The sequence below is a fragment of the Escherichia sp. HH091_1A genome, assembly GCF_030295175.1.
Taxonomy (GTDB): Bacteria; Pseudomonadota; Gammaproteobacteria; order Enterobacterales; family Enterobacteriaceae; genus Escherichia; species Escherichia coli_F.
Window position 1 is genome coordinate 4,059,721 of record NZ_AP025747.1, and the last position, 19,435, is coordinate 4,079,155.

Below are 19,435 nucleotides of genomic sequence, written 5' to 3' on the forward strand. Positions count from 1 at the left end.
CAAAGGGAGTGACCATGAGAACAGGATGTGAACCGACCCGATTTGGTAATGAAGCAAAGACCATCATCCAGGGTGATGCATTAACCGAACTTAAAAAGATCCCCGCCGAAAGTGTAGATCTGATCTTTGCCGACCCACCGTATAACATCGGTAAAAATTTTGATGGTCTGATCGAAGCCTGGAAAGAAGATCTGTTTATCGACTGGCTGTTTGAAGTGATTGCAGAGTGCCACCGCGTTCTGAAAAAGCAGGGCAGCATGTACATCATGAACAGCACGGAAAACATGCCCTTTATCGATCTCCAGTGCCGCAAGCTTTTTACCATCAAAAGTCGCATCGTCTGGTCATATGACAGTTCTGGAGTGCAGGCGAAAAAACACTACGGCTCCATGTACGAACCCATCCTGATGATGGTGAAAGACGCAAAGAACTACACGTTCAACGGTGATGCTATTCTGGTAGAAGCCAAAACCGGATCGCAGCGCGCGTTGATCGATTATCGCAAAAATCCTCCACAGCCTTACAATCATCAAAAAGTACCGGGTAACGTCTGGGATTTTCCGCGCGTGCGTTATTTGATGGATGAATATGAGAATCACCCGACGCAAAAACCGGAAGCCTTACTGAAACGCATTATTCTCGCCTCTTCCAACCCAGGCGATATCGTTCTCGACCCGTTTGCCGGTAGCTTTACTACCGGTGCCGTAGCCGCCGCCAGCGGGCGAAAATTCATTGGTATTGAGATCAACAGCGAGTACATCAAAATGGGGCTTCGACGGCTGGATGTCACGTCGCATTACTCTGCGGAAGAACTGGCGAAAGTGAAAAAAAGAAAGACCGGCAACCTGTCAAAACGAAGCCGGTTAAGCGAAGTTGACCCCGATCTCATTGCAAAGTAAAGGAAGTGTAAGCCTGGTTTTCAGATTATTCATTTCGTGTATATTTCCTGCCAGACTTGGTTAAACATGCACAGGCTCAGGTAATGATTCGCAAGTATTGGTGGCTCGTCGTTTTCGCTGTCTTCGTTTTTCTGTTTGATACTTTACTGATGCAGTGGATTGAACTGCTGGCAACAGAAACAGACAAATGCCGCAATATGAACTCAGTTAATCCACTAAAACTGGTTAACTGTGACGAACTGAATTTTCAGGACAGAATGTGAATTTATATGACACTTAATTCATTCGTTTGATGAATTAATTTCGTTATGTTTTCATCTGGCATGAACATTCTTAATACGTTATCGACCAGTGCGGGTGCTTGTTTATAAAGATCATAACCCGCCATATTCATTAACCAGTTTTGAACAATTCCGCTGAAGGCACCATCAATAATAATCATCACAACATCTAAATCGAGATTATTTGCTATACAACCTTGTTGCTGACATGCCTGCAATACTTCGCGGAGAGTCTGCGGATTAAAGCCCATCTTTTCGCGTATCACTCCCTCTGCCAGCATCTCATCATTAAATTCACATTTGTGATATAAGATTTTCAACAACGCCTGCTGGCGGGGAATTTTGGCAATATATTGCAAGCCAACAATCAATTTTTCACGCAATTGCTGAAACGGGTCATGCTCTAACCCAGCAGTCAAGTGATCCTGGATTAACTCCCGCAATGAAGGCTGTTGCAACCACATCTCATTAAACAGTTGGGTCTTGTTCTCGAAGTGCCAGTAGATAGCGCCACGCGTAACGTTAGCGGCGTCGGCAATGTCGTTGAGCGTCGTCTTGCTTACGCCATGCTGCGCAAACTGGGCGATGGCAGTTTCAATCAGTTCTTGCCGGGTCTTCAGGGCTTCAGCTTTGGTTCTTTTTGCCATGATTAATTATTCAGGAAATAAATATATTCGACACAGGATGAGAAAATAGCGAAGGTTAATCTATCACCTAATGTATATTTATACGAGAGGCTAATATTGAGTTGCTATAAATCGTCAAATAAATAACGTTTATTATTTACCTAAAATACATTCACTCTATCAATATATATTTCAATTTACGAGGATTTGATTCTACCTCTTTCAACCCGCGTCAAAATAAAACAGTAGAATATTAATCTTTTTTTGTGTTTATGTGCCTTGAGACGCCAGTATTCATAACTATTCCTTACATCGACGAATGATAATTTGTAGGATAGCGAACTGTATTTTTCTTTCTGCGAGTTAACGCGTTGCCTTTTTGGGTAAATAACGCGCTTTTGGTTTTTTGAGGAATAGTAATGACGAAACATGCCAGGTTTTTCCTCCTGCCCTCCTTTATTCTGATCTCCGCGGCTTTAATCGCCGGTTGTAACGATAAGGGAGAAGAGAAAGCTCACGTCGGTGAACCGCAGGTTACCGTTCATATTGTGAAAACGGCCCCGTTAGAAGTTAAGACTGAATTACCAGGCCGCACCAATGCTTACCGTATAGCCGAAGTTCGCCCACAGGTTAGCGGGATCGTACTGAGTCGCAATTTCACTGAAGGCAGCGATGTGCAAGCAGGCCAGTCTCTGTACCAGATCGATCCCGCGACCTATCAGGCAAGTTATGACAGCGCGAAAGGCGAACTGGCGAAAAGTGAAGCCGCCGCCGCCATCGCGCATTTGACGGTAAAACGTTACGTTCCGCTCGTGGGTACGAAATACATCAGTCAGCAGGAGTACGACCAGGCCATTGCTGATGCTCGCCAGGCCGATGCCGCCGTGATTGCCGCAAAAGCCACGGTCGAAAGCGCTCGCATCAATCTCGCTTATACCAAAGTGACTGCGCCAATTAGCGGACGTATCGGCAAATCTACTGTGACCGAAGGCGCTCTTGTCACTAATGGGCAGACGACTGAACTGGCGACTGTCCAGCAGCTCGATCCTATCTATGTTGATGTGACCCAATCCAGCAACGACTTTATGAGGCTGAAGCAATCCGTAGAGCAAGGAAATTTGCATAAGGAAAACGCCACCAGCAACGTAGAGTTGGTCATGGAGAACGGTCAAACCTATCCCTTGAAAGGTACGTTGCAATTCTCCGATGTTACCGTTGATGAAAGCACCGGCTCCATAACCCTACGTGCCGTCTTCCCTAACCCGCAACATACGCTTTTACCTGGTATGTTTGTGCGCGCACGGATTGATGAAGGCGTCCAACCTGATGCCATTCTTATCCCGCAACAAGGCGTTAGCCGCACACCGCGTGGTGATGCAACCGTGCTGATTGTTAACGATAAAAGTCAGGTTGAAGCGCGCCCTGTCGTTGCCAGCCAGGCGATTGGCGATAAATGGTTGATTAGCGAAGGGCTGAAATCTGGCGATCAAGTCATTGTCAGCGGCCTGCAAAAAGCGCGTCCGGGAGAGCAGGTTAAAGCCACTACCGATACCCCCGCAGATACTGCATCGAAGTAAGGCAATCTGACATGGCAAACTTTTTTATTCGACGACCGATATTTGCATGGGTGCTGGCCATTATTCTGATGATGGCGGGTGTACTGGCGATCCTACAATTGCCCGTTGCCCAATACCCAACCATTGCGCCGCCTGCAGTTTCTGTTTCGGCAAACTATCCGGGCGCTGATGCGCAGACCGTGCAGGATACGGTGACGCAGGTTATCGAACAGAATATGAATGGTATCGATAACCTGATGTATATGTCCTCCACCAGCGATTCCGCCGGTAGCGTGACAATTACCCTTACCTTCCAGTCCGGGACCGATCCAGATATCGCGCAAGTGCAGGTGCAGAACAAACTCCAGCTCGCCACGCCGTTGCTGCCGCAGGAGGTACAGCAGCAGGGGATCAGTGTTGAAAAGTCCAGTAGCAGCTATTTGATGGTGGCGGGCTTTGTCTCTGATAACCCAGGCACCACACAGGACGATATCTCGGACTATGTGGCCTCTAACGTTAAAGATACGCTTAGCCGTCTGAATGGCGTCGGTGACGTACAGCTTTTCGGCGCACAGTATGCGATGCGTATCTGGTTGGACGCCGATCTGCTAAACAAATATAAACTGACGCCGGTTGATGTGATTAACCAGTTGAAGGTACAGAACGATCAGATCGCTGCCGGACAGTTGGGCGGAACGCCAGCGTTACCAGGGCAACAGTTGAACGCCTCGATTATTGCTCAGACGCGGTTAAAAAATCCGGAAGAATTCGGCAAAGTGACCCTGCGCGTAAACAGTGACGGCTCGGTGGTACGCCTGAAAGATGTCGCACGGGTTGAACTTGGCGGTGAAAACTATAACGTTATCGCTCGCATCAATGGTAAACCGGCGGCTGGTCTGGGTATTAAGCTGGCAACCGGCGCGAACGCTCTCGATACTGCGAAAGCCATTAAAGCAAAACTGGTGGAATTACAGCCATTCTTCCCGCAGGGAATGAAGGTTCTCTATCCTTATGACACTACGCCATTCGTCCAGCTTTCTATTCACGAAGTGGTAAAAACGCTGTTCGAAGCCATTATGCTGGTGTTCCTGGTGATGTATCTGTTCTTGCAGAATATGCGAGCAACGCTGATCCCCACCATTGCGGTACCCGTGGTGTTGTTAGGGACGTTTGCCATCCTCGCCGCTTTTGGTTACTCCATCAATACACTAACTATGTTCGGGATGGTGCTTGCCATCGGGCTGCTCGTCGATGATGCGATAGTGGTGGTGGAGAACGTCGAGCGCGTGATGATGGAGGATAAGCTCCCACCAAAAGAAGCGACGGAAAAATCAATGTCGCAAATCCAGGGCGCACTGGTGGGTATCGCGATGGTGCTGTCAGCGGTATTTATTCCAATGGCATTCTTCGGCGGTTCTACTGGGGCAATTTACCGCCAGTTCTCTATCACCATCGTTTCGGCAATGGCGCTTTCTGTTCTGGTGGCATTGATTCTTACCCCAGCGTTATGTGCAACACTGCTCAAACCCGTCTCTGCTGAGCATCACGAAAATAAGGGCGGTTTCTTCGGCTGGTTTAATACCACCTTCGATCATAGCGTTAACCACTACACCAACAGCGTCGGCAAAATCCTCGGTTCCACAGGACGATATTTACTGATCTATGCACTAATTGTTGCTGGAATGGTGGTGTTGTTTTTACGTCTTCCGTCTTCCTTCTTACCTGAAGAGGATCAGGGTGTCTTTCTGACTATGATTCAGTTACCCGCTGGCGCGACGCAAGAGCGGACGCAAAAAGTGTTGGATCAAGTGACGGATTACTATCTGAAGAACGAGAAAGCGAACGTAGAAAGTGTCTTTACGGTTAACGGCTTTAGCTTCAGCGGCCAGGCACAAAACGCCGGTATGGCTTTCGTCAGTCTGAAACCGTGGGAAGAGCGTAGTGGTGACGAAAACAGTGCGGAAGCGGTAATCCATCGTGCCAAAATGGAATTGGGCAAGATCCGCGACGGTTTTGTCATTCCATTCAATATGCCAGCCATTGTTGAACTGGGCACGGCAACGGGTTTCGACTTTGAGTTAATTGATCAGGCTGGGCTGGGTCACGATGCCCTGACCCAGGCCCGTAACCAGTTGCTTGGCATGGCGGCGCAACATCCTGCCAGCTTAGTCAGCGTGCGTCCTAATGGTCTGGAAGACACCGCGCAGTTTAAACTGGAAGTTGACCAGGAAAAGGCGCAGGCATTAGGTGTTTCACTTTCTGACATCAATCAGACCATTTCAACGGCGTTGGGTGGGACTTACGTTAACTACTTCATTGACCGTGGTCGCGTGAAAAAGGTGTATGTTCAGGCGGATGCCAAATTCCGTATGCTGCCAGAAGATGTCGATAAACTTTATGTCCGCAGCGCCAACGGCGAAATGGTGCCATTCTCTGCCTTTACCACTGCACATTGGGTGTATGGCTCTCCGCGACTGGAGCGCTACAACGGTCTGCCGTCAATGGAGATTCAGGGGGAAGCCGCGCCAGGAACCAGTTCCGGCGATGCCATGGCGTTGATGGAAAACCTTGCATCACAATTACCAGCTGGCATTGGTTATGACTGGACGGGTATGTCATATCAGGAACGCTTATCGGGAAACCAAGCTCCCGCTCTGGTAGCAATTTCCTTTGTGGTTGTTTTCCTGTGCCTTGCTGCACTCTATGAAAGCTGGTCAATTCCTGTCTCGGTTATGTTAGTCGTGCCGTTAGGGATTGTCGGCGTGCTACTGGCGGCGACACTCTTTAATCAAAAAAATGACGTCTACTTTATGGTGGGCTTGCTAACGACAATTGGCTTGTCGGCCAAAAACGCTATTTTGATTGTTGAGTTCGCTAAAGATCTCATGGAGAAAGAGGGTAAAGGTGTTGTTGAAGCGACACTGGTGGCAGTACGTATGCGTCTGCGTCCTATCCTGATGACCTCTCTCGCCTTTATTCTCGGCGTATTACCGCTAGCTATCAGTAACGGTGCCGGCAGTGGCGCGCAGAACGCAGTGGGTATCGGGGTAATGGGCGGGATGGTCTCTGCAACGTTGCTGGCAATCTTCTTCGTGCCGGTGTTCTTTGTGGTTATCCGCCGTTGCTTTAAAGGATAAATCAGAAACATAAAGGCGCTTTCGGGTGCCTTTATTATTTTCAGTGAAACCCATAAAAATTAATAAGATATTCTTCTACTCACTCTTTAAAAAACTTTCTATAGTTCCCGCTCCCTTCACTATTTTTACAATTCACATAATTTGTCATTATTCATGCCGCAAGATTTATAACCTCCAGTGATAAAATGGCATTCAGCTCGTTAATAAGAGAGTTAACTTATTAAGCGTTAGCGTTTATTACTGAGGTAACACCATGAAAAGATTAATTCCTGTAGCATTGCTCACCGCATTGCTGGCGGGCTGTGCTCACGATTCGCCCTGCGTTCCGGTTTATGACGATCAGGGTCGACTGGTTCACACCAATACCTGTATGAAAGGCACGACTCAGGATAACTGGGAAACGGCTGGGGCTATTGCTGGCGGGGCAGCAGCTGTTGCTGGCCTGACGATGGGGATCATCGCTCTGTCGAAATAACTGAACAGGGCGCGGAGTACCGCGCTCTGTTTAACGATACAGTATCTCTCCATAAGATAAAATATTGCTATATTCTGCTGGGTAATTCACTGCTGATTTAGCATGTTATATCGCGTTATTTCGCTGCTTTCGAAATAACGCATCAATTTAATTTTCACAATTCCTACCAGAAATATACTCACGCTAACAATCATTATTCTGCTTAGTAAAAATGCGTAAATATTTTGCGCCAAAATGTGGCGCATGTTTCATTTTCGCACCATTGCGGGGCGCTGTTTTTATTATTTCCTGTCTACACTCAGCTTATTGCGACGCGAAATCGTGCGCAAAAGCTGGCACTACTTTTGCTTATAAGAGGATGGCCACAGACAGGTAAAAGACGTTTCCCAAACGTCCTATAACGATAATTTTCGCCTCACAGGAAGCATTATGAAAAAGATGATGATAGCCACACTGGCTGCCGCCAGCGTGCTGCTTGCCGTTGCAAATCAGGCGCATGCTGGCGCGACGCTTGATGCCGTTCAGAAAAAAGGTTTTGTGCAATGCGGGATCAGTGATGGATTACCTGGGTTCTCTTATGCCGATGCTGACGGTAAGTTTTCAGGTATTGATGTAGATGTTTGTCGTGGTGTTGCGGCAGCTGTATTTGGTGACGACACGAAAGTGAAATATACCCCGCTCACTGCAAAAGAACGCTTCACGGCTTTACAGTCAGGGGAGGTGGATTTGCTCTCCCGTAATACGACCTGGACTTCCTCTCGCGATGCCGGTATGGGAATGGCATTTACTGGCGTCACTTATTATGACGGCATTGGTTTCCTGACGCACGATAAAGCGGGATTAAAAAGCGCGAAAGAACTGGATGGCGCAACAGTCTGTATTCAGGCGGGTACTGATACCGAACTCAACGTCGCCGATTACTTCAAGGCAAACAATATGAAGTACACACCAGTAACTTTCGATCGCTCTGACGAATCCGCGAAGGCACTGGAATCTGGTCGCTGCGATACGCTGGCCTCGGATCAATCACAACTGTATGCCCTGCGCATCAAATTAAGCAACCCAGCTGAATGGATTGTTTTACCGGAAGTTATCTCTAAAGAACCGCTTGGGCCGGTAGTTCGTCGTGGCGATGATGAATGGTTCTCTATAGTGCGCTGGACGCTTTTCGCCATGCTGAATGCTGAAGAGATGGGCGTTAATTCGCAAAACGTTGATGAAAAAGCGGCTAATCCTGCAACGCCTGATATGGCGCATCTGCTGGGTAAAGAGGGCGATTACGGTAAAGATCTGAAGCTGGATAATAAATGGGCTTACAACATCATCAAACAGGTGGGTAATTACTCGGAAATTTTTGAGCGTAACGTAGGTTCAGAAAGCCCCCTGAAGATTAAACGTGGGCAAAATAATCTCTGGAATAACGGCGGTATTCAGTACGCGCCGCCCGTGCGTTAAGTCGGTGTGAGGTAACGAGCGTCACTACGGCGGCGCTCTCTTCAGCGTTATGCTTTCCGAGGTTTCTATGTCTCATCGCCGCTCAACCGTTAAAGGCTCACTCTCCTTTGCCAACCCTACGGTTCGCGCCTGGTTATTCCAGATCCTTGCCGTTGTTGCTGTTGTCGGCATTGTTGGTTGGCTATTTCACAACACTGTGACGAATCTCAGTAATCGTGGCATTACTTCGGGTTTTGCCTTTCTGGATCGCGGCGCTGGCTTCGGTATTGTCCAGCATTTGATCGATTACCAGCAGGGTGATACCTACGGACGTGTTTTCATTGTTGGCTTACTCAATACGCTGCTGGTTTCTGCATTGTGTATTGTATTCGCTTCTGTTCTGGGCTTCTTTATCGGTCTGGCACGACTTTCGGATAACTGGCTGCTACGAAAGCTTTCCACAATTTATATTGAGATCTTCCGTAATATTCCGCCGCTACTGCAAATCTTCTTCTGGTACTTTGCCGTGTTGCGCAATTTGCCCGGACCACGCCAGGCAGTGAGTGCGTTTGATCTGGCCTTTTTGAGCAATCGTGGGCTTTATATTCCGTCGCCGCAGCTGGGAGACGGATTTATTGCGTTTATCCTGACTGTTGTTATTGCTATAGCCATTTCTGTTGGAATATTCCGTTTTAATAAAACGTGCCAGATAAAGACCGGACAATTGCGCCGAACCTGGCCGGTCGCCGTTGTGTTGATCATCGGTTTGCCTTTACTGGCGCAATGGCTTTTTGGCGCAGCACTACACTGGGATGTTCCAGCCCTACGAGGCTTTAACTTCCGTGGCGGGATGGTTTTAATTCCTGAACTGGCAGCCTTAACGCTGGCGCTTTCGGTTTATACCTCTGCATTTATCGCCGAGATTATCCGCGCGGGGATCCAGGCAGTGCCTGATGGTCAACATGAAGCGGCTCGGTCACTGGGATTACCCAACCCGGTTACGCTACGCCAGGTCATTATTCCTCAGGCACTGCGAGTGATTATTCCACCGTTAACCAGCCAGTATCTCAACATCGTCAAAAACTCCTCTCTTGCCGCCGCTATTGGCTATCCCGATATGGTTTCGCTGTTTGCTGGCACCGTGCTGAACCAGACTGGGCAAGCCATCGAGACGATAGCCATGACCATGTCGGTCTATCTGATTATCAGTCTGACTATCTCGCTGCTGATGAATATTTATAACCGCCGCATCGCGATCGTTGAACGCTAAGGAGTCATGATGACAAAAGTATTGCTGTCTCATCCCCCGCGCCCGGCGAGCCATAACTCAAGCCGCGCGATGGTGTGGGTGCGGAAAAATCTGTTCTCCAGCTGGAGCAATAGCCTGCTGACTATTGGCTGCATATGGTTGATGTGGGAACTGATCCCACCGTTGCTGAACTGGGCATTTTTGCAGGCTAACTGGGTTGGCTCAACGCGTGCCGACTGCACAAAAGCCGGTGCCTGTTGGGTCTTCATCCACGAACGATTTGGTCAGTTTATGTATGGGCTTTACCCACACGACCAACGCTGGCGAATTAACCTCGCATTACTGATTGGGCTTGTGTCGATCGCACCAATGTTCTGGAAAATACTCCCGCATCGCGGTCGCTATATTGCGGTATGGGCGGTGATTTACCCACTGATTGTCTGGTGGCTGATGTATGGCGGGTTTCTTGGTCTTGAGCGGGTTGAAACCCGGCAATGGGGCGGGCTGACGCTAACTTTAATTATTGCATCAGTTGGGATTGCGGGGGCGCTGCCGTGGGGGATCTTACTGGCGTTAGGTCGCCGCTCCCATATGCCGATTGTGCGTATCTTATCGGTCATTTTTATCGAGTTCTGGCGCGGTGTGCCGCTGATTACCGTTCTGTTTATGTCTTCGGTCATGCTGCCGTTGTTTATGGCAGAAGGCACCAGTATCGACAAATTGATCCGCGCGCTGGTTGGCGTGATCCTGTTTCAGTCAGCATATGTTGCGGAAGTCGTGCGAGGCGGATTACAGGCGCTACCTAAAGGGCAATATGAAGCGGCAGAGTCGCTGGCGTTGGGTTACTGGAAAACCCAGGGGCTGGTTATTCTGCCACAGGCGTTGAAGCTGGTGATTCCTGGGCTGGTAAATACCATCATCGCACTCTTCAAAGATACCAGCCTGGTGATCATCATCGGGTTGTTCGATCTTTTCAGTAGCGTTCAGCAGGCAACCGTTGATCCCGCCTGGTTGGGTATGTCGACGGAAGGTTATGTTTTCGCCGCACTGATTTACTGGATCTTCTGTTTCAGCATGTCACGTTATAGCCAACATCTGGAAAAACGTTTTAACACCGGGCGTACACCGCATTGAGGACACTATGAGCCAAATTTTACTGCAACCTGCTAACGCGATGATTACGCTGGAAAACGTCAATAAATGGTATGGACAATTCCATGTTCTGAAAAATATTAATTTAACCGTACAATCGGGAGAACGAATCGTTCTGTGTGGCCCTTCTGGTTCGGGGAAATCGACAACCATTCGCTGTATTAATCATCTGGAAGAACATCAACAGGGACGAATCGTGGTAGATGGCATCGAACTTAATGAAGATATCCGCAATATTGAGCGTGTCAGGCAGGAAGTGGGAATGGTCTTTCAGCATTTCAATCTCTTCCCTCATCTGACCGTTCTACAGAACTGTACCCTGGCACCGATTTGGGTACGCAAGATGCCTAAGAAAGAGGCTGAAGCTCTGGCTATGCATTATCTTGAGCGAGTAAGAATTGTCGAACATGCCCAGAAGTTTCCCGGACAGATTTCTGGTGGTCAGCAGCAACGCGTTGCCATAGCACGTTCACTTTGTATGAAACCAAAGATCATGCTGTTTGACGAACCTACGTCTGCGCTCGATCCGGAGATGGTGAAAGAAGTGCTGGATACAATGATTGGGCTGGCGCAGTCAGGTATGACAATGTTGTGCGTAACGCACGAGATGGGGTTTGCGCGAACCGTCGCTGATCGGGTGATTTTTATGGATCGTGGGGAGATAGTGGAACAAGCTACACCGGATGAGTTTTTTGCGCATCCTAAATCGGAGCGTACGAGGGCATTTTTATCGCAGGTTATCCATTAAGTTGTACATGGATTCGAAACGCAAAAAGGCCATCCTTTCGCTTGATTTGATGTCTGGCAGTTTATGGCGGGCGTCCTGCCCGCCACCCTCCGGGCCGTTGCTTCGCAACGTTCAAATCCGCTCCCGGCGGATTTGTCCTACTCGGGAGAGTGTTCACCGACAAACAACAGATAAAACAAAAGGCCCAGTCTTCCGACTGAGCCTTTTGTTTTATTTGATGTCTGGCAGTTCCCTACTCTCGCATGGGGAGACCCCACACTACCATCGGCGCTACGGCGTTTCACTTCTGAGTTCGGCATGGGGTCAGGTGGGACCACCGCGCTACTGCCGCCAGACAAATTCTTTTCTAATCTGCCGAACTTTAACCTAAAAAGTGGTGCTGATACCCAGAGTCGAACTGGGGACCTCACCCTTACCAAGGGTGCGCTCTACCAACTGAGCCATATCAGCACGCTTAATTTGATGCCTGGCAGTTTATGAATCACTTCGCGATTCACCCTTCGGGCCGTTGCTTCGCAACGTTCAAAAGCTTTCGCTTTTGTCCTACTCTCTTATCGAGTAGTGAACTGCCTCAAAGGTCAGTGCCATTCTTCGTAATTTGATGCCTGGCAGTTCCCTACTCTCGCATGGGGAGACCCCACACTACCATCGGCGCTACGGCGTTTCACTTCTGAGTTCGGCATGGGGTCAGGTGGGACCACCGCGCTACGGCCGCCAGGCAAATTCCTGTGCTCTGTCCTGTGTCTTTTGTGCTGATACTGCGTTGGCTGCATTCGCGAAAATCAGTCACATACTTCAGTATGCTCCTTCCTTCGCTTCATTTGCCGCCTTGTCTCAGCGCAAAATCCTTCGGACTCTGGATCCAAGCTGAAATTCTCTCAATCCGCCAAAACATCTTCGGCGTTGTAAGGTTAAGCCTCACGGTTCATTAGTACCGGTTAGCTCAACGCATCGCTGCGCTTACACACCCGGCCTATCAACGTCGTCGTCTTCAACGTTCCTTCAGGACCCTTAAAGGGTCAGGGAGAACTCATCTCGGGGCAAGTTTCGTGCTTAGATGCTTTCAGCACTTATCTCTTCCGCATTTAGCTACCGGGCAGTGCCATTGGCATGACAACCCGAACACCAGTGATGCGTCCACTCCGGTCCTCTCGTACTAGGAGCAGCCCCCCTCAGTTCTCCAGCGCCCACGGCAGATAGGGACCGAACTGTCTCACGACGTTCTAAACCCAGCTCGCGTACCACTTTAAATGGCGAACAGCCATACCCTTGGGACCTACTTCAGCCCCAGGATGTGATGAGCCGACATCGAGGTGCCAAACACCGCCGTCGATATGAACTCTTGGGCGGTATCAGCCTGTTATCCCCGGAGTACCTTTTATCCGTTGAGCGATGGCCCTTCCATTCAGAACCACCGGATCACTATGACCTGCTTTCGCACCTGCTCGCGCCGTCACGCTCGCAGTCAAGCTGGCTTATGCCATTGCACTAACCTCCTGATGTCCGACCAGGATTAGCCAACCTTCGTGCTCCTCCGTTACTCTTTAGGAGGAGACCGCCCCAGTCAAACTACCCACCAGACACTGTCCGCAACCCGGATTACGGGCCAACGTTAGAACATCAAACATTAAAGGGTGGTATTTCAAGGTCGGCTCCATGCAGACTGGCGTCCACACTTCAAAGCCTCCCACCTATCCTACACATCAAGGCTCAATGTTCAGTGTCAAGCTATAGTAAAGGTTCACGGGGTCTTTCCGTCTTGCCGCGGGTACACTGCATCTTCACAGCGAGTTCAATTTCACTGAGTCTCGGGTGGAGACAGCCTGGCCATCATTACGCCATTCGTGCAGGTCGGAACTTACCCGACAAGGAATTTCGCTACCTTAGGACCGTTATAGTTACGGCCGCCGTTTACCGGGGCTTCGATCAAGAGCTTCGCGTTACCGCTAACCCCATCAATTAACCTTCCGGCACCGGGCAGGCGTCACACCGTATACGTCCACTTTCGTGTTTGCACAGTGCTGTGTTTTTAATAAACAGTTGCAGCCAGCTGGTATCTTCGACTGATTTCAGCTCCACGAGCAAGTCGCTTCACCTACATATCAGCGTGCCTTCTCCCGAAGTTACGGCACCATTTTGCCTAGTTCCTTCACCCGAGTTCTCTCAAGCGCCTTGGTATTCTCTACCTGACCACCTGTGTCGGTTTGGGGTACGATTCGATGTTACCTGATGCTTAGAGGCTTTTCCTGGAAGCAGGGCATTTGTTGCTTCAGCACCGTAGTGCCTCGTCATCACGCCTCAGCCTTGATTTTCCGGATTTGCCTGGAAAACCAGCCTACACGCTTAAACCGGGACAACCGTCGCCCGGCCAACATAGCCTTCTCCGTCCCCCCTTCGCAGTAACACCAAGTACAGGAATATTAACCTGTTTCCCATCGACTACGCCTTTCGGCCTCGCCTTAGGGGTCGACTCACCCTGCCCCGATTAACGTTGGACAGGAACCCTTGGTCTTCCGGCGAGCGGGCTTTTCACCCGCTTTATCGTTACTTATGTCAGCATTCGCACTTCTGATACCTCCAGCATACCTCACAGTACACCTTCGCAGGCTTACAGAACGCTCCCCTACCCAACAACGCATAAGCGTCGCTGCCGCAGCTTCGGTGCATGGTTTAGCCCCGTTACATCTTCCGCGCAGGCCGACTCGACCAGTGAGCTATTACGCTTTCTTTAAATGATGGCTGCTTCTAAGCCAACATCCTGGCTGTCTGGGCCTTCCCACATCGTTTCCCACTTAACCATGACTTTGGGACCTTAGCTGGCGGTCTGGGTTGTTTCCCTCTTCACGACGGACGTTAGCACCCGCCGTGTGTCTCCCGTGATAACATTCTCCGGTATTCGCAGTTTGCATCGGGTTGGTAAGTCGGGATGACCCCCTTGCCGAAACAGTGCTCTACCCCCGGAGATGAATTCACGAGGCGCTACCTAAATAGCTTTCGGGGAGAACCAGCTATCTCCCGGTTTGATTGGCCTTTCACCCCCAGCCACAAGTCATCCGCTAATTTTTCAACATTAGTCGGTTCGGTCCTCCAGTTAGTGTTACCCAACCTTCAACCTGCCCATGGCTAGATCACCGGGTTTCGGGTCTATACCCTGCAACTTAACGCCCAGTTAAGACTCGGTTTCCCTTCGGCTCCCCTATTCGGTTAACCTTGCTACAGAATATAAGTCGCTGACCCATTATACAAAAGGTACGCAGTCACCCCATAAAGAGGCTCCCACTGCTTGTACGTACACGGTTTCAGGTTCTTTTTCACTCCCCTCGCCGGGGTTCTTTTCGCCTTTCCCTCACGGTACTGGTTCACTATCGGTCAGTCAGGAGTATTTAGCCTTGGAGGATGGTCCCCCCATATTCAGACAGGATACCACGTGTCCCGCCCTACTCATCGAGCTCACAATATGTGCATTTTTGTGTACGGGGCTGTCACCCTGTATCGCGCGCCTTTCCAGACGCTTCCACTAACACACACACTGATTCAGGCTCTGGGCTCCTCCCCGTTCGCTCGCCGCTACTGGGGGAATCTCGGTTGATTTCTTTTCCTCGGGGTACTTAGATGTTTCAGTTCCCCCGGTTCGCCTCATTAACCTATGGATTCAGTTAATGATAGTGTGACGAATCACACTGGGTTTCCCCATTCGGAAATCGCCGGTTATAACGGTTCATATCACCTTACCGACGCTTATCGCAGATTAGCACGTCCTTCATCGCCTCTGACTGCCAGGGCATCCACCGTGTACGCTTAGTCGCTTAACCTCACAACCCGAAGATGTTTCTTTCGATTCATCATCGTGTTGCGAAAATTTGAGAGACTCACGAACAACTCTCGTTGTTCAGTGTTTCAATTTTCAGCTTGATCCAGATTTTTAAAGAGCAAAACTTCGCAGTGAACCTTTGCAGGTACACTCTGAAGTATTTTTTATTTAATCACTACAGAGATGGTGGAGCTATGCGGGATCGAACCGCAGACCTCCTGCGTGCAAAGCAGGCGCTCTCCCAGCTGAGCTATAGCCCCATAACATGTAGTTAAAACCTCTTCAAATTTGCGGTGCAAATTTGGTAGGCCTGAGTGGACTTGAACCACCGACCTCACCCTTATCAGGGGTGCGCTCTAACCACCTGAGCTACAAGCCTGTAGAGATTTTACTGCTCATTTTCATCAGACAATCTGTGTGAGCACTGCAAAGTACAGTTCTTTAAGGTAAGGAGGTGATCCAACCGCAGGTTCCCCTACGGTTACCTTGTTACGACTTCACCCCAGTCATGAATCACAAAGTGGTAAGCGCCCTCCCGAAGGTTAAGCTACCTACTTCTTTTGCAACCCACTCCCATGGTGTGACGGGCGGTGTGTACAAGGCCCGGGAACGTATTCACCGTGGCATTCTGATCCACGATTACTAGCGATTCCGACTTCATGGAGTCGAGTTGCAGACTCCAATCCGGACTACGACGCACTTTATGAGGTCCGCTTGCTCTCGCGAGGTCGCTTCTCTTTGTATGCGCCATTGTAGCACGTGTGTAGCCCTGGTCGTAAGGGCCATGATGACTTGACGTCATCCCCACCTTCCTCCAGTTTATCACTGGCAGTCTCCTTTGAGTTCCCGGCCGGACCGCTGGCAACAAAGGATAAGGGTTGCGCTCGTTGCGGGACTTAACCCAACATTTCACAACACGAGCTGACGACAGCCATGCAGCACCTGTCTCACGGTTCCCGAAGGCACATTCTCATCTCTGAAAACTTCCGTGGATGTCAAGACCAGGTAAGGTTCTTCGCGTTGCATCGAATTAAACCACATGCTCCACCGCTTGTGCGGGCCCCCGTCAATTCATTTGAGTTTTAACCTTGCGGCCGTACTCCCCAGGCGGTCGACTTAACGCGTTAGCTCCGGAAGCCACGCCTCAAGGGCACAACCTCCAAGTCGACATCGTTTACGGCGTGGACTACCAGGGTATCTAATCCTGTTTGCTCCCCACGCTTTCGCACCTGAGCGTCAGTCTTCGTCCAGGGGGCCGCCTTCGCCACCGGTATTCCTCCAGATCTCTACGCATTTCACCGCTACACCTGGAATTCTACCCCCCTCTACGAGACTCAAGCTTGCCAGTATCAGATGCAGTTCCCAGGTTGAGCCCGGGGATTTCACATCTGACTTAACAAACCGCCTGCGTGCGCTTTACGCCCAGTAATTCCGATTAACGCTTGCACCCTCCGTATTACCGCGGCTGCTGGCACGGAGTTAGCCGGTGCTTCTTCTGCGGGTAACGTCAATGAGCAAAGGTATTAACTTTACTCCCTTCCTCCCCGCTGAAAGTACTTTACAACCCGAAGGCCTTCTTCATACACGCGGCATGGCTGCATCAGGCTTGCGCCCATTGTGCAATATTCCCCACTGCTGCCTCCCGTAGGAGTCTGGACCGTGTCTCAGTTCCAGTGTGGCTGGTCATCCTCTCAGACCAGCTAGGGATCGTCGCCTAGGTGAGCCGTTACCCCACCTACTAGCTAATCCCATCTGGGCACATCCGATGGCAAGAGGCCCGAAGGTCCCCCTCTTTGGTCTTGCGACGTTATGCGGTATTAGCTACCGTTTCCAGTAGTTATCCCCCTCCATCAGGCAGTTTCCCAGACATTACTCACCCGTCCGCCACTCGTCAGCAAATCAGCAAGCTGATTCCTGTTACCGTTCGACTTGCATGTGTTAGGCCTGCCGCCAGCGTTCAATCTGAGCCATGATCAAACTCTTCAATTTAAAAGTTTGATGCTCAAAGAATTAAACTTCGTAATGAATTACGTGTTCACTCTTGAGACTTGGTATTCATTTTTCGTCTTGCGACGTTAAGAATCCGTATCTTCGAGTGCCCACACAGATTGTCTGATAAATTGTTAAAGAGCAGTTGCGACGCGGCTTTCAGCTCACTGTCGCGAGGTGGCGTATATTACGCTTTCCTCTTTCAGAGTCAACCCTGAATTTCAGGATTTTTTCTCTTCGTTGTTCCGACCATCTTGTGAAGTGTTTCACATTGTCGTCTCAACGGAGGCGCATTATAGGGATCCCATTTTTTTGCACAAGTACTTTTTTGATCTTTTTTTCTGTTTGTTGTTTTTTCACCCTTTTTGCTGCATTCGCACACAAAACGGTGCTTTTTTGCATACTAAAAGACTTGCACAAGGCCAATAATGCACCCAAAGTCATTAGTAAATCATTTATTGTTGAGGTAAGTATGTCTGATGTTTTACGCCCATACCGCGATCTTTTTCCACAAATCGGTCAGCGCGTAATGATCGACGATAGTAGTGTAGTGATCGGTGACGTTCGTTTGGCTGATGATGTGGGGATCTGGCCACTCGTTGTGATTCGTGGTGATGTACATTATGTACAGATTGGAGCACGCACCAATATCCAGGATGGCAGTATGTTGCATGTCACCCATAAGTCCTCATACAACCCAGATGGCAACCCATTAACCATTGGCGAAGATGTCACTGTTGGTCATAAGGTGATGCTCCACGGCTGTACCATTGGCAATCGAGTGTTGGTTGGGATGGCATCAATTTTACTTGATGGTGCAATAGTAGAAGATGATGTGATGATTGGTGCGGGTAGCCTGGTACCACAAAATAAACGGCTGGAGAGCGGATATCTGTATCTCGGTAGCCCCGTCAAACAGATCCGCCCGTTAAGTGATGAAGAGAAGGCCGGATTACGCTATTCCGCGAATAACTACGTGAAATGGAAGGACGAGTATCTGGATCAGGGTAACCAAACCCAACCTTGATCATCTTCGCTTTGATCCTGAATCAAGCTTTCTGCTTCTTCTTCCAGGTCCCAGCGATGCTGACGAAAACTCGCTAACCACTGTTCTGGCGTATCTCCTGCAAAGCGGTTCGCCAGACTCTCTCCAGTAATAGCGCAAGTGAGCTGCATACCATTTACAAGAGCGGGAAAACAAACGCATTTTTTACTCTCGTTCCACTCTTCCCTGTCCGGAAACTGGATGGCCTGATTCACGCGGACAACTCCTCCTGCAATTGCTTTATAACTGGTTCTATGTCAGGCAGAACACCGTGCCAGAGAAGAAAGGCATGAGCCGCCTGTGCCACCAGCATCCCCAATCCATCCGCATTACGCTTTGAACCTCGCAGCTCACACCATGCCAGAAAAGGTGTTTTTCCTTTCTGATAGAACATGTCATAGCAACACATGCCTGAATGAATGAGCGATGCCGGGATCGCGGGAATATCACCACTGATGCCACTGGATGTTGCATTAATAATGAGATCGAACTCATGCCCCTCCAGTTCGTCCATACCCAACGCCTGAATACTGCCCGTGTGCGCAAACAATTTAGCCAACTCTTCCGCGCGGGATACCGTCCGATTAGTGATTGTCACCGCGCAGTCCAGAGAAAGGAGTGGAAGTAATACACCACGAGACGCCCCACCAGCGCCGATGAGTAGAATACGTAAACCAGGGCGGATAAAAGACAGACGTTCCAGATCGCTTAACAAGCCTACGCCATCGGTATTGTCACCCAGCAGGCGTCCATCTTCTAACCGCTTGAGGGTATTAACAGCACCAGCCAACGCTGCCCGTTCAGTAAGTTCATCAGCTCTGGCAAAGGCCTCTTCTTTAAAAGGCACCGTCACATTCGCTCCTTTACCACCAGCACTAAAGAAAGCGTTCAGTGTGTTAATGAAATCATTGATAGGTGCCAGCACGCGCCCATAGGGATGTTCAATATTCAATTGCTGAGCAAATTGCTGATGAATGAATGGCGATTTGCTGTGGGCTATTGGATTACCAAAAACAGCATAGTTTTCCATTAT

General features: G+C 49.5%; 13 protein-coding genes, 3 tRNA genes and 4 rRNA genes. 10 read left to right on the top strand and 10 right to left on the bottom strand.

The window, feature by feature from the left end; translation table 11 throughout:
* Positions 1-14 precede the first annotated feature (14 nt).
* Together yhdJ and QUF14_RS20355 are read left to right on the top strand one after the other, a co-directional pair.
* A complete protein-coding gene (yhdJ, locus tag QUF14_RS20350) occupies positions 15-899 on the top strand; it encodes an adenine-specific DNA-methyltransferase (protein WP_001258940.1) in 885 nt (294 codons plus the stop codon).
* A gap of 83 nt (positions 900-982) precedes the next feature.
* Positions 983-1,162, top strand: a complete 180-nt coding sequence (locus tag QUF14_RS20355) for a DUF2556 family protein (protein WP_001295275.1) — start codon at positions 983-985, stop codon at positions 1,160-1,162.
* Positions 1,163-1,164: 2 nt separating this feature from the next.
* Here QUF14_RS20355 and acrS read toward each other — a convergent pair whose 3' ends face one another.
* The gene (acrS, locus tag QUF14_RS20360; protein ID WP_001129503.1) at positions 1,165-1,827 is read right to left on the bottom strand and encodes a multidrug efflux transporter transcriptional repressor AcrS; all 663 of its coding nucleotides are present in this window, start codon (positions 1,825-1,827) and stop codon (positions 1,165-1,167) included.
* Between the two features lie 398 nt (positions 1,828-2,225).
* Here acrS and acrE point away from each other — a divergent pair, with 398 nt between their 5' ends.
* The 7 genes from acrE (at position 2,226) to QUF14_RS20395 (ending at position 11,557) form a co-directional block, all read left to right on the top strand.
* A complete protein-coding gene (acrE, locus tag QUF14_RS20365) occupies positions 2,226-3,383 on the top strand; it encodes a multidrug efflux RND transporter periplasmic adaptor subunit AcrE (RefSeq protein ID WP_000160362.1) in 1,158 nt (385 codons plus the stop codon).
* Between the two features lie 11 nt (positions 3,384-3,394).
* The gene (gene acrF / locus QUF14_RS20370) at positions 3,395-6,499 is read left to right on the top strand and encodes a multidrug efflux RND transporter permease subunit AcrF (RefSeq protein ID WP_100733909.1); all 3,105 of its coding nucleotides are present in this window, start codon (positions 3,395-3,397) and stop codon (positions 6,497-6,499) included.
* Positions 6,500-6,752: 253 nt separating this feature from the next.
* Entirely contained in the window at positions 6,753-6,974 is a 222-nt protein-coding gene (locus QUF14_RS20375) for a putative periplasmic lipoprotein (protein WP_000825639.1), read from the top strand.
* A 429-nt stretch (positions 6,975-7,403) separates the two neighbouring features.
* Positions 7,404-8,429, top strand: coding sequence for an amino acid ABC transporter substrate-binding protein (locus tag QUF14_RS20380; protein WP_000738584.1), 1,026 nt, complete (start codon positions 7,404-7,406; stop codon positions 8,427-8,429).
* A gap of 67 nt (positions 8,430-8,496) precedes the next feature.
* Positions 8,497-9,678, top strand: a complete 1,182-nt coding sequence (locus QUF14_RS20385; protein WP_100733908.1) for an amino acid ABC transporter permease — start codon at positions 8,497-8,499, stop codon at positions 9,676-9,678.
* Between the two features lie 9 nt (positions 9,679-9,687).
* A complete protein-coding gene (locus QUF14_RS20390) occupies positions 9,688-10,791 on the top strand; it encodes an amino acid ABC transporter permease (protein ID WP_001298587.1) in 1,104 nt (367 codons plus the stop codon).
* A 7-nt stretch (positions 10,792-10,798) separates the two neighbouring features.
* Entirely contained in the window at positions 10,799-11,557 is a 759-nt protein-coding gene (locus QUF14_RS20395; RefSeq protein WP_000078354.1) for an amino acid ABC transporter ATP-binding protein, read from the top strand.
* A 219-nt stretch (positions 11,558-11,776) separates the two neighbouring features.
* On the opposite strand, the gene rrf (QUF14_RS20400) is transcribed toward QUF14_RS20395, so the two are convergent.
* From rrf (QUF14_RS20400) to QUF14_RS20430, 7 genes are all read right to left on the bottom strand, one after another.
* Positions 11,777-11,892 (bottom strand): 5S ribosomal RNA (rrf, locus tag QUF14_RS20400).
* 39 nt (positions 11,893-11,931) lie between these two features.
* A tRNA-Thr gene (locus tag QUF14_RS20405) sits at positions 11,932-12,007 on the bottom strand.
* Between the two features lie 153 nt (positions 12,008-12,160).
* Positions 12,161-12,276 (bottom strand): 5S ribosomal RNA (gene rrf, locus QUF14_RS20410).
* A gap of 188 nt (positions 12,277-12,464) precedes the next feature.
* Positions 12,465-15,369 (bottom strand): 23S ribosomal RNA (locus tag QUF14_RS20415).
* A 183-nt stretch (positions 15,370-15,552) separates the two neighbouring features.
* Positions 15,553-15,628, bottom strand: a tRNA-Ala gene (locus tag QUF14_RS20420).
* 42 nt (positions 15,629-15,670) lie between these two features.
* A tRNA-Ile gene (locus QUF14_RS20425) sits at positions 15,671-15,747 on the bottom strand.
* 68 nt (positions 15,748-15,815) lie between these two features.
* Positions 15,816-17,357 (bottom strand): 16S ribosomal RNA (locus QUF14_RS20430).
* Together the 16S, 23S and 5S rRNA genes with 3 tRNA genes alongside form the textbook arrangement of a ribosomal RNA operon.
* Before the next feature lie 472 nt (positions 17,358-17,829).
* Here QUF14_RS20430 and QUF14_RS20435 point away from each other — a divergent pair.
* Complete coding sequence (locus QUF14_RS20435; protein ID WP_001286209.1) at positions 17,830-18,384, top strand: gamma carbonic anhydrase family protein; 555 nt, start codon at positions 17,830-17,832, stop codon at positions 18,382-18,384.
* On the opposite strand, the gene QUF14_RS20440 is transcribed toward QUF14_RS20435, so the two are convergent.
* Together QUF14_RS20440 and aroE are read right to left on the bottom strand one after the other, a co-directional pair.
* Positions 18,360-18,617: a DUF1488 family protein gene (locus QUF14_RS20440; protein WP_001070585.1), complete on the bottom strand. Its 258-nt coding sequence runs from the start codon at positions 18,615-18,617 to the stop codon at positions 18,360-18,362. The genes QUF14_RS20435 and QUF14_RS20440 overlap by 25 nt on opposite strands.
* Positions 18,614-19,432 (bottom strand): shikimate dehydrogenase, encoded by an 819-nt coding sequence (aroE, locus tag QUF14_RS20445; RefSeq protein ID WP_000432883.1) that lies wholly within the window; start codon positions 19,430-19,432, stop codon positions 18,614-18,616. The genes QUF14_RS20440 and aroE overlap by 4 nt, the downstream gene beginning before the upstream one ends.
* Positions 19,433-19,435: the final 3 nt, after the last annotated feature.

What these genes read in the sequence shown, in the direction of transcription:
- yhdJ (WP_001258940.1), top strand. Translation starts at nt 15, where the DNA reads ATGAGAACAGGATGTGAACCGACCCGATTTGGTAATGAAGCAAAGACC.
- QUF14_RS20355 (WP_001295275.1), top strand. Translation starts at nt 983, where the DNA reads ATGATTCGCAAGTATTGGTGGCTCGTCGTTTTCGCTGTCTTCGTTTTT.
- acrS (WP_001129503.1), bottom strand. Translation starts at nt 1,827, where the DNA reads ATGGCAAAAAGAACCAAAGCTGAAGCCCTGAAGACCCGGCAAGAACTG.
- acrE (WP_000160362.1), top strand. Translation starts at nt 2,226, where the DNA reads ATGACGAAACATGCCAGGTTTTTCCTCCTGCCCTCCTTTATTCTGATC.
- acrF (WP_100733909.1), top strand. Translation starts at nt 3,395, where the DNA reads ATGGCAAACTTTTTTATTCGACGACCGATATTTGCATGGGTGCTGGCC.
- QUF14_RS20375 (WP_000825639.1), top strand. Translation starts at nt 6,753, where the DNA reads ATGAAAAGATTAATTCCTGTAGCATTGCTCACCGCATTGCTGGCGGGC.
- QUF14_RS20380 (WP_000738584.1), top strand. Translation starts at nt 7,404, where the DNA reads ATGAAAAAGATGATGATAGCCACACTGGCTGCCGCCAGCGTGCTGCTT.
- QUF14_RS20385 (WP_100733908.1), top strand. Translation starts at nt 8,497, where the DNA reads ATGTCTCATCGCCGCTCAACCGTTAAAGGCTCACTCTCCTTTGCCAAC.
- QUF14_RS20390 (WP_001298587.1), top strand. Translation starts at nt 9,688, where the DNA reads ATGACAAAAGTATTGCTGTCTCATCCCCCGCGCCCGGCGAGCCATAAC.
- QUF14_RS20395 (WP_000078354.1), top strand. Translation starts at nt 10,799, where the DNA reads ATGAGCCAAATTTTACTGCAACCTGCTAACGCGATGATTACGCTGGAA.
- QUF14_RS20435 (WP_001286209.1), top strand. Translation starts at nt 17,830, where the DNA reads ATGTCTGATGTTTTACGCCCATACCGCGATCTTTTTCCACAAATCGGT.
- aroE (WP_000432883.1), bottom strand. Translation starts at nt 19,432, where the DNA reads ATGGAAAACTATGCTGTTTTTGGTAATCCAATAGCCCACAGCAAATCG.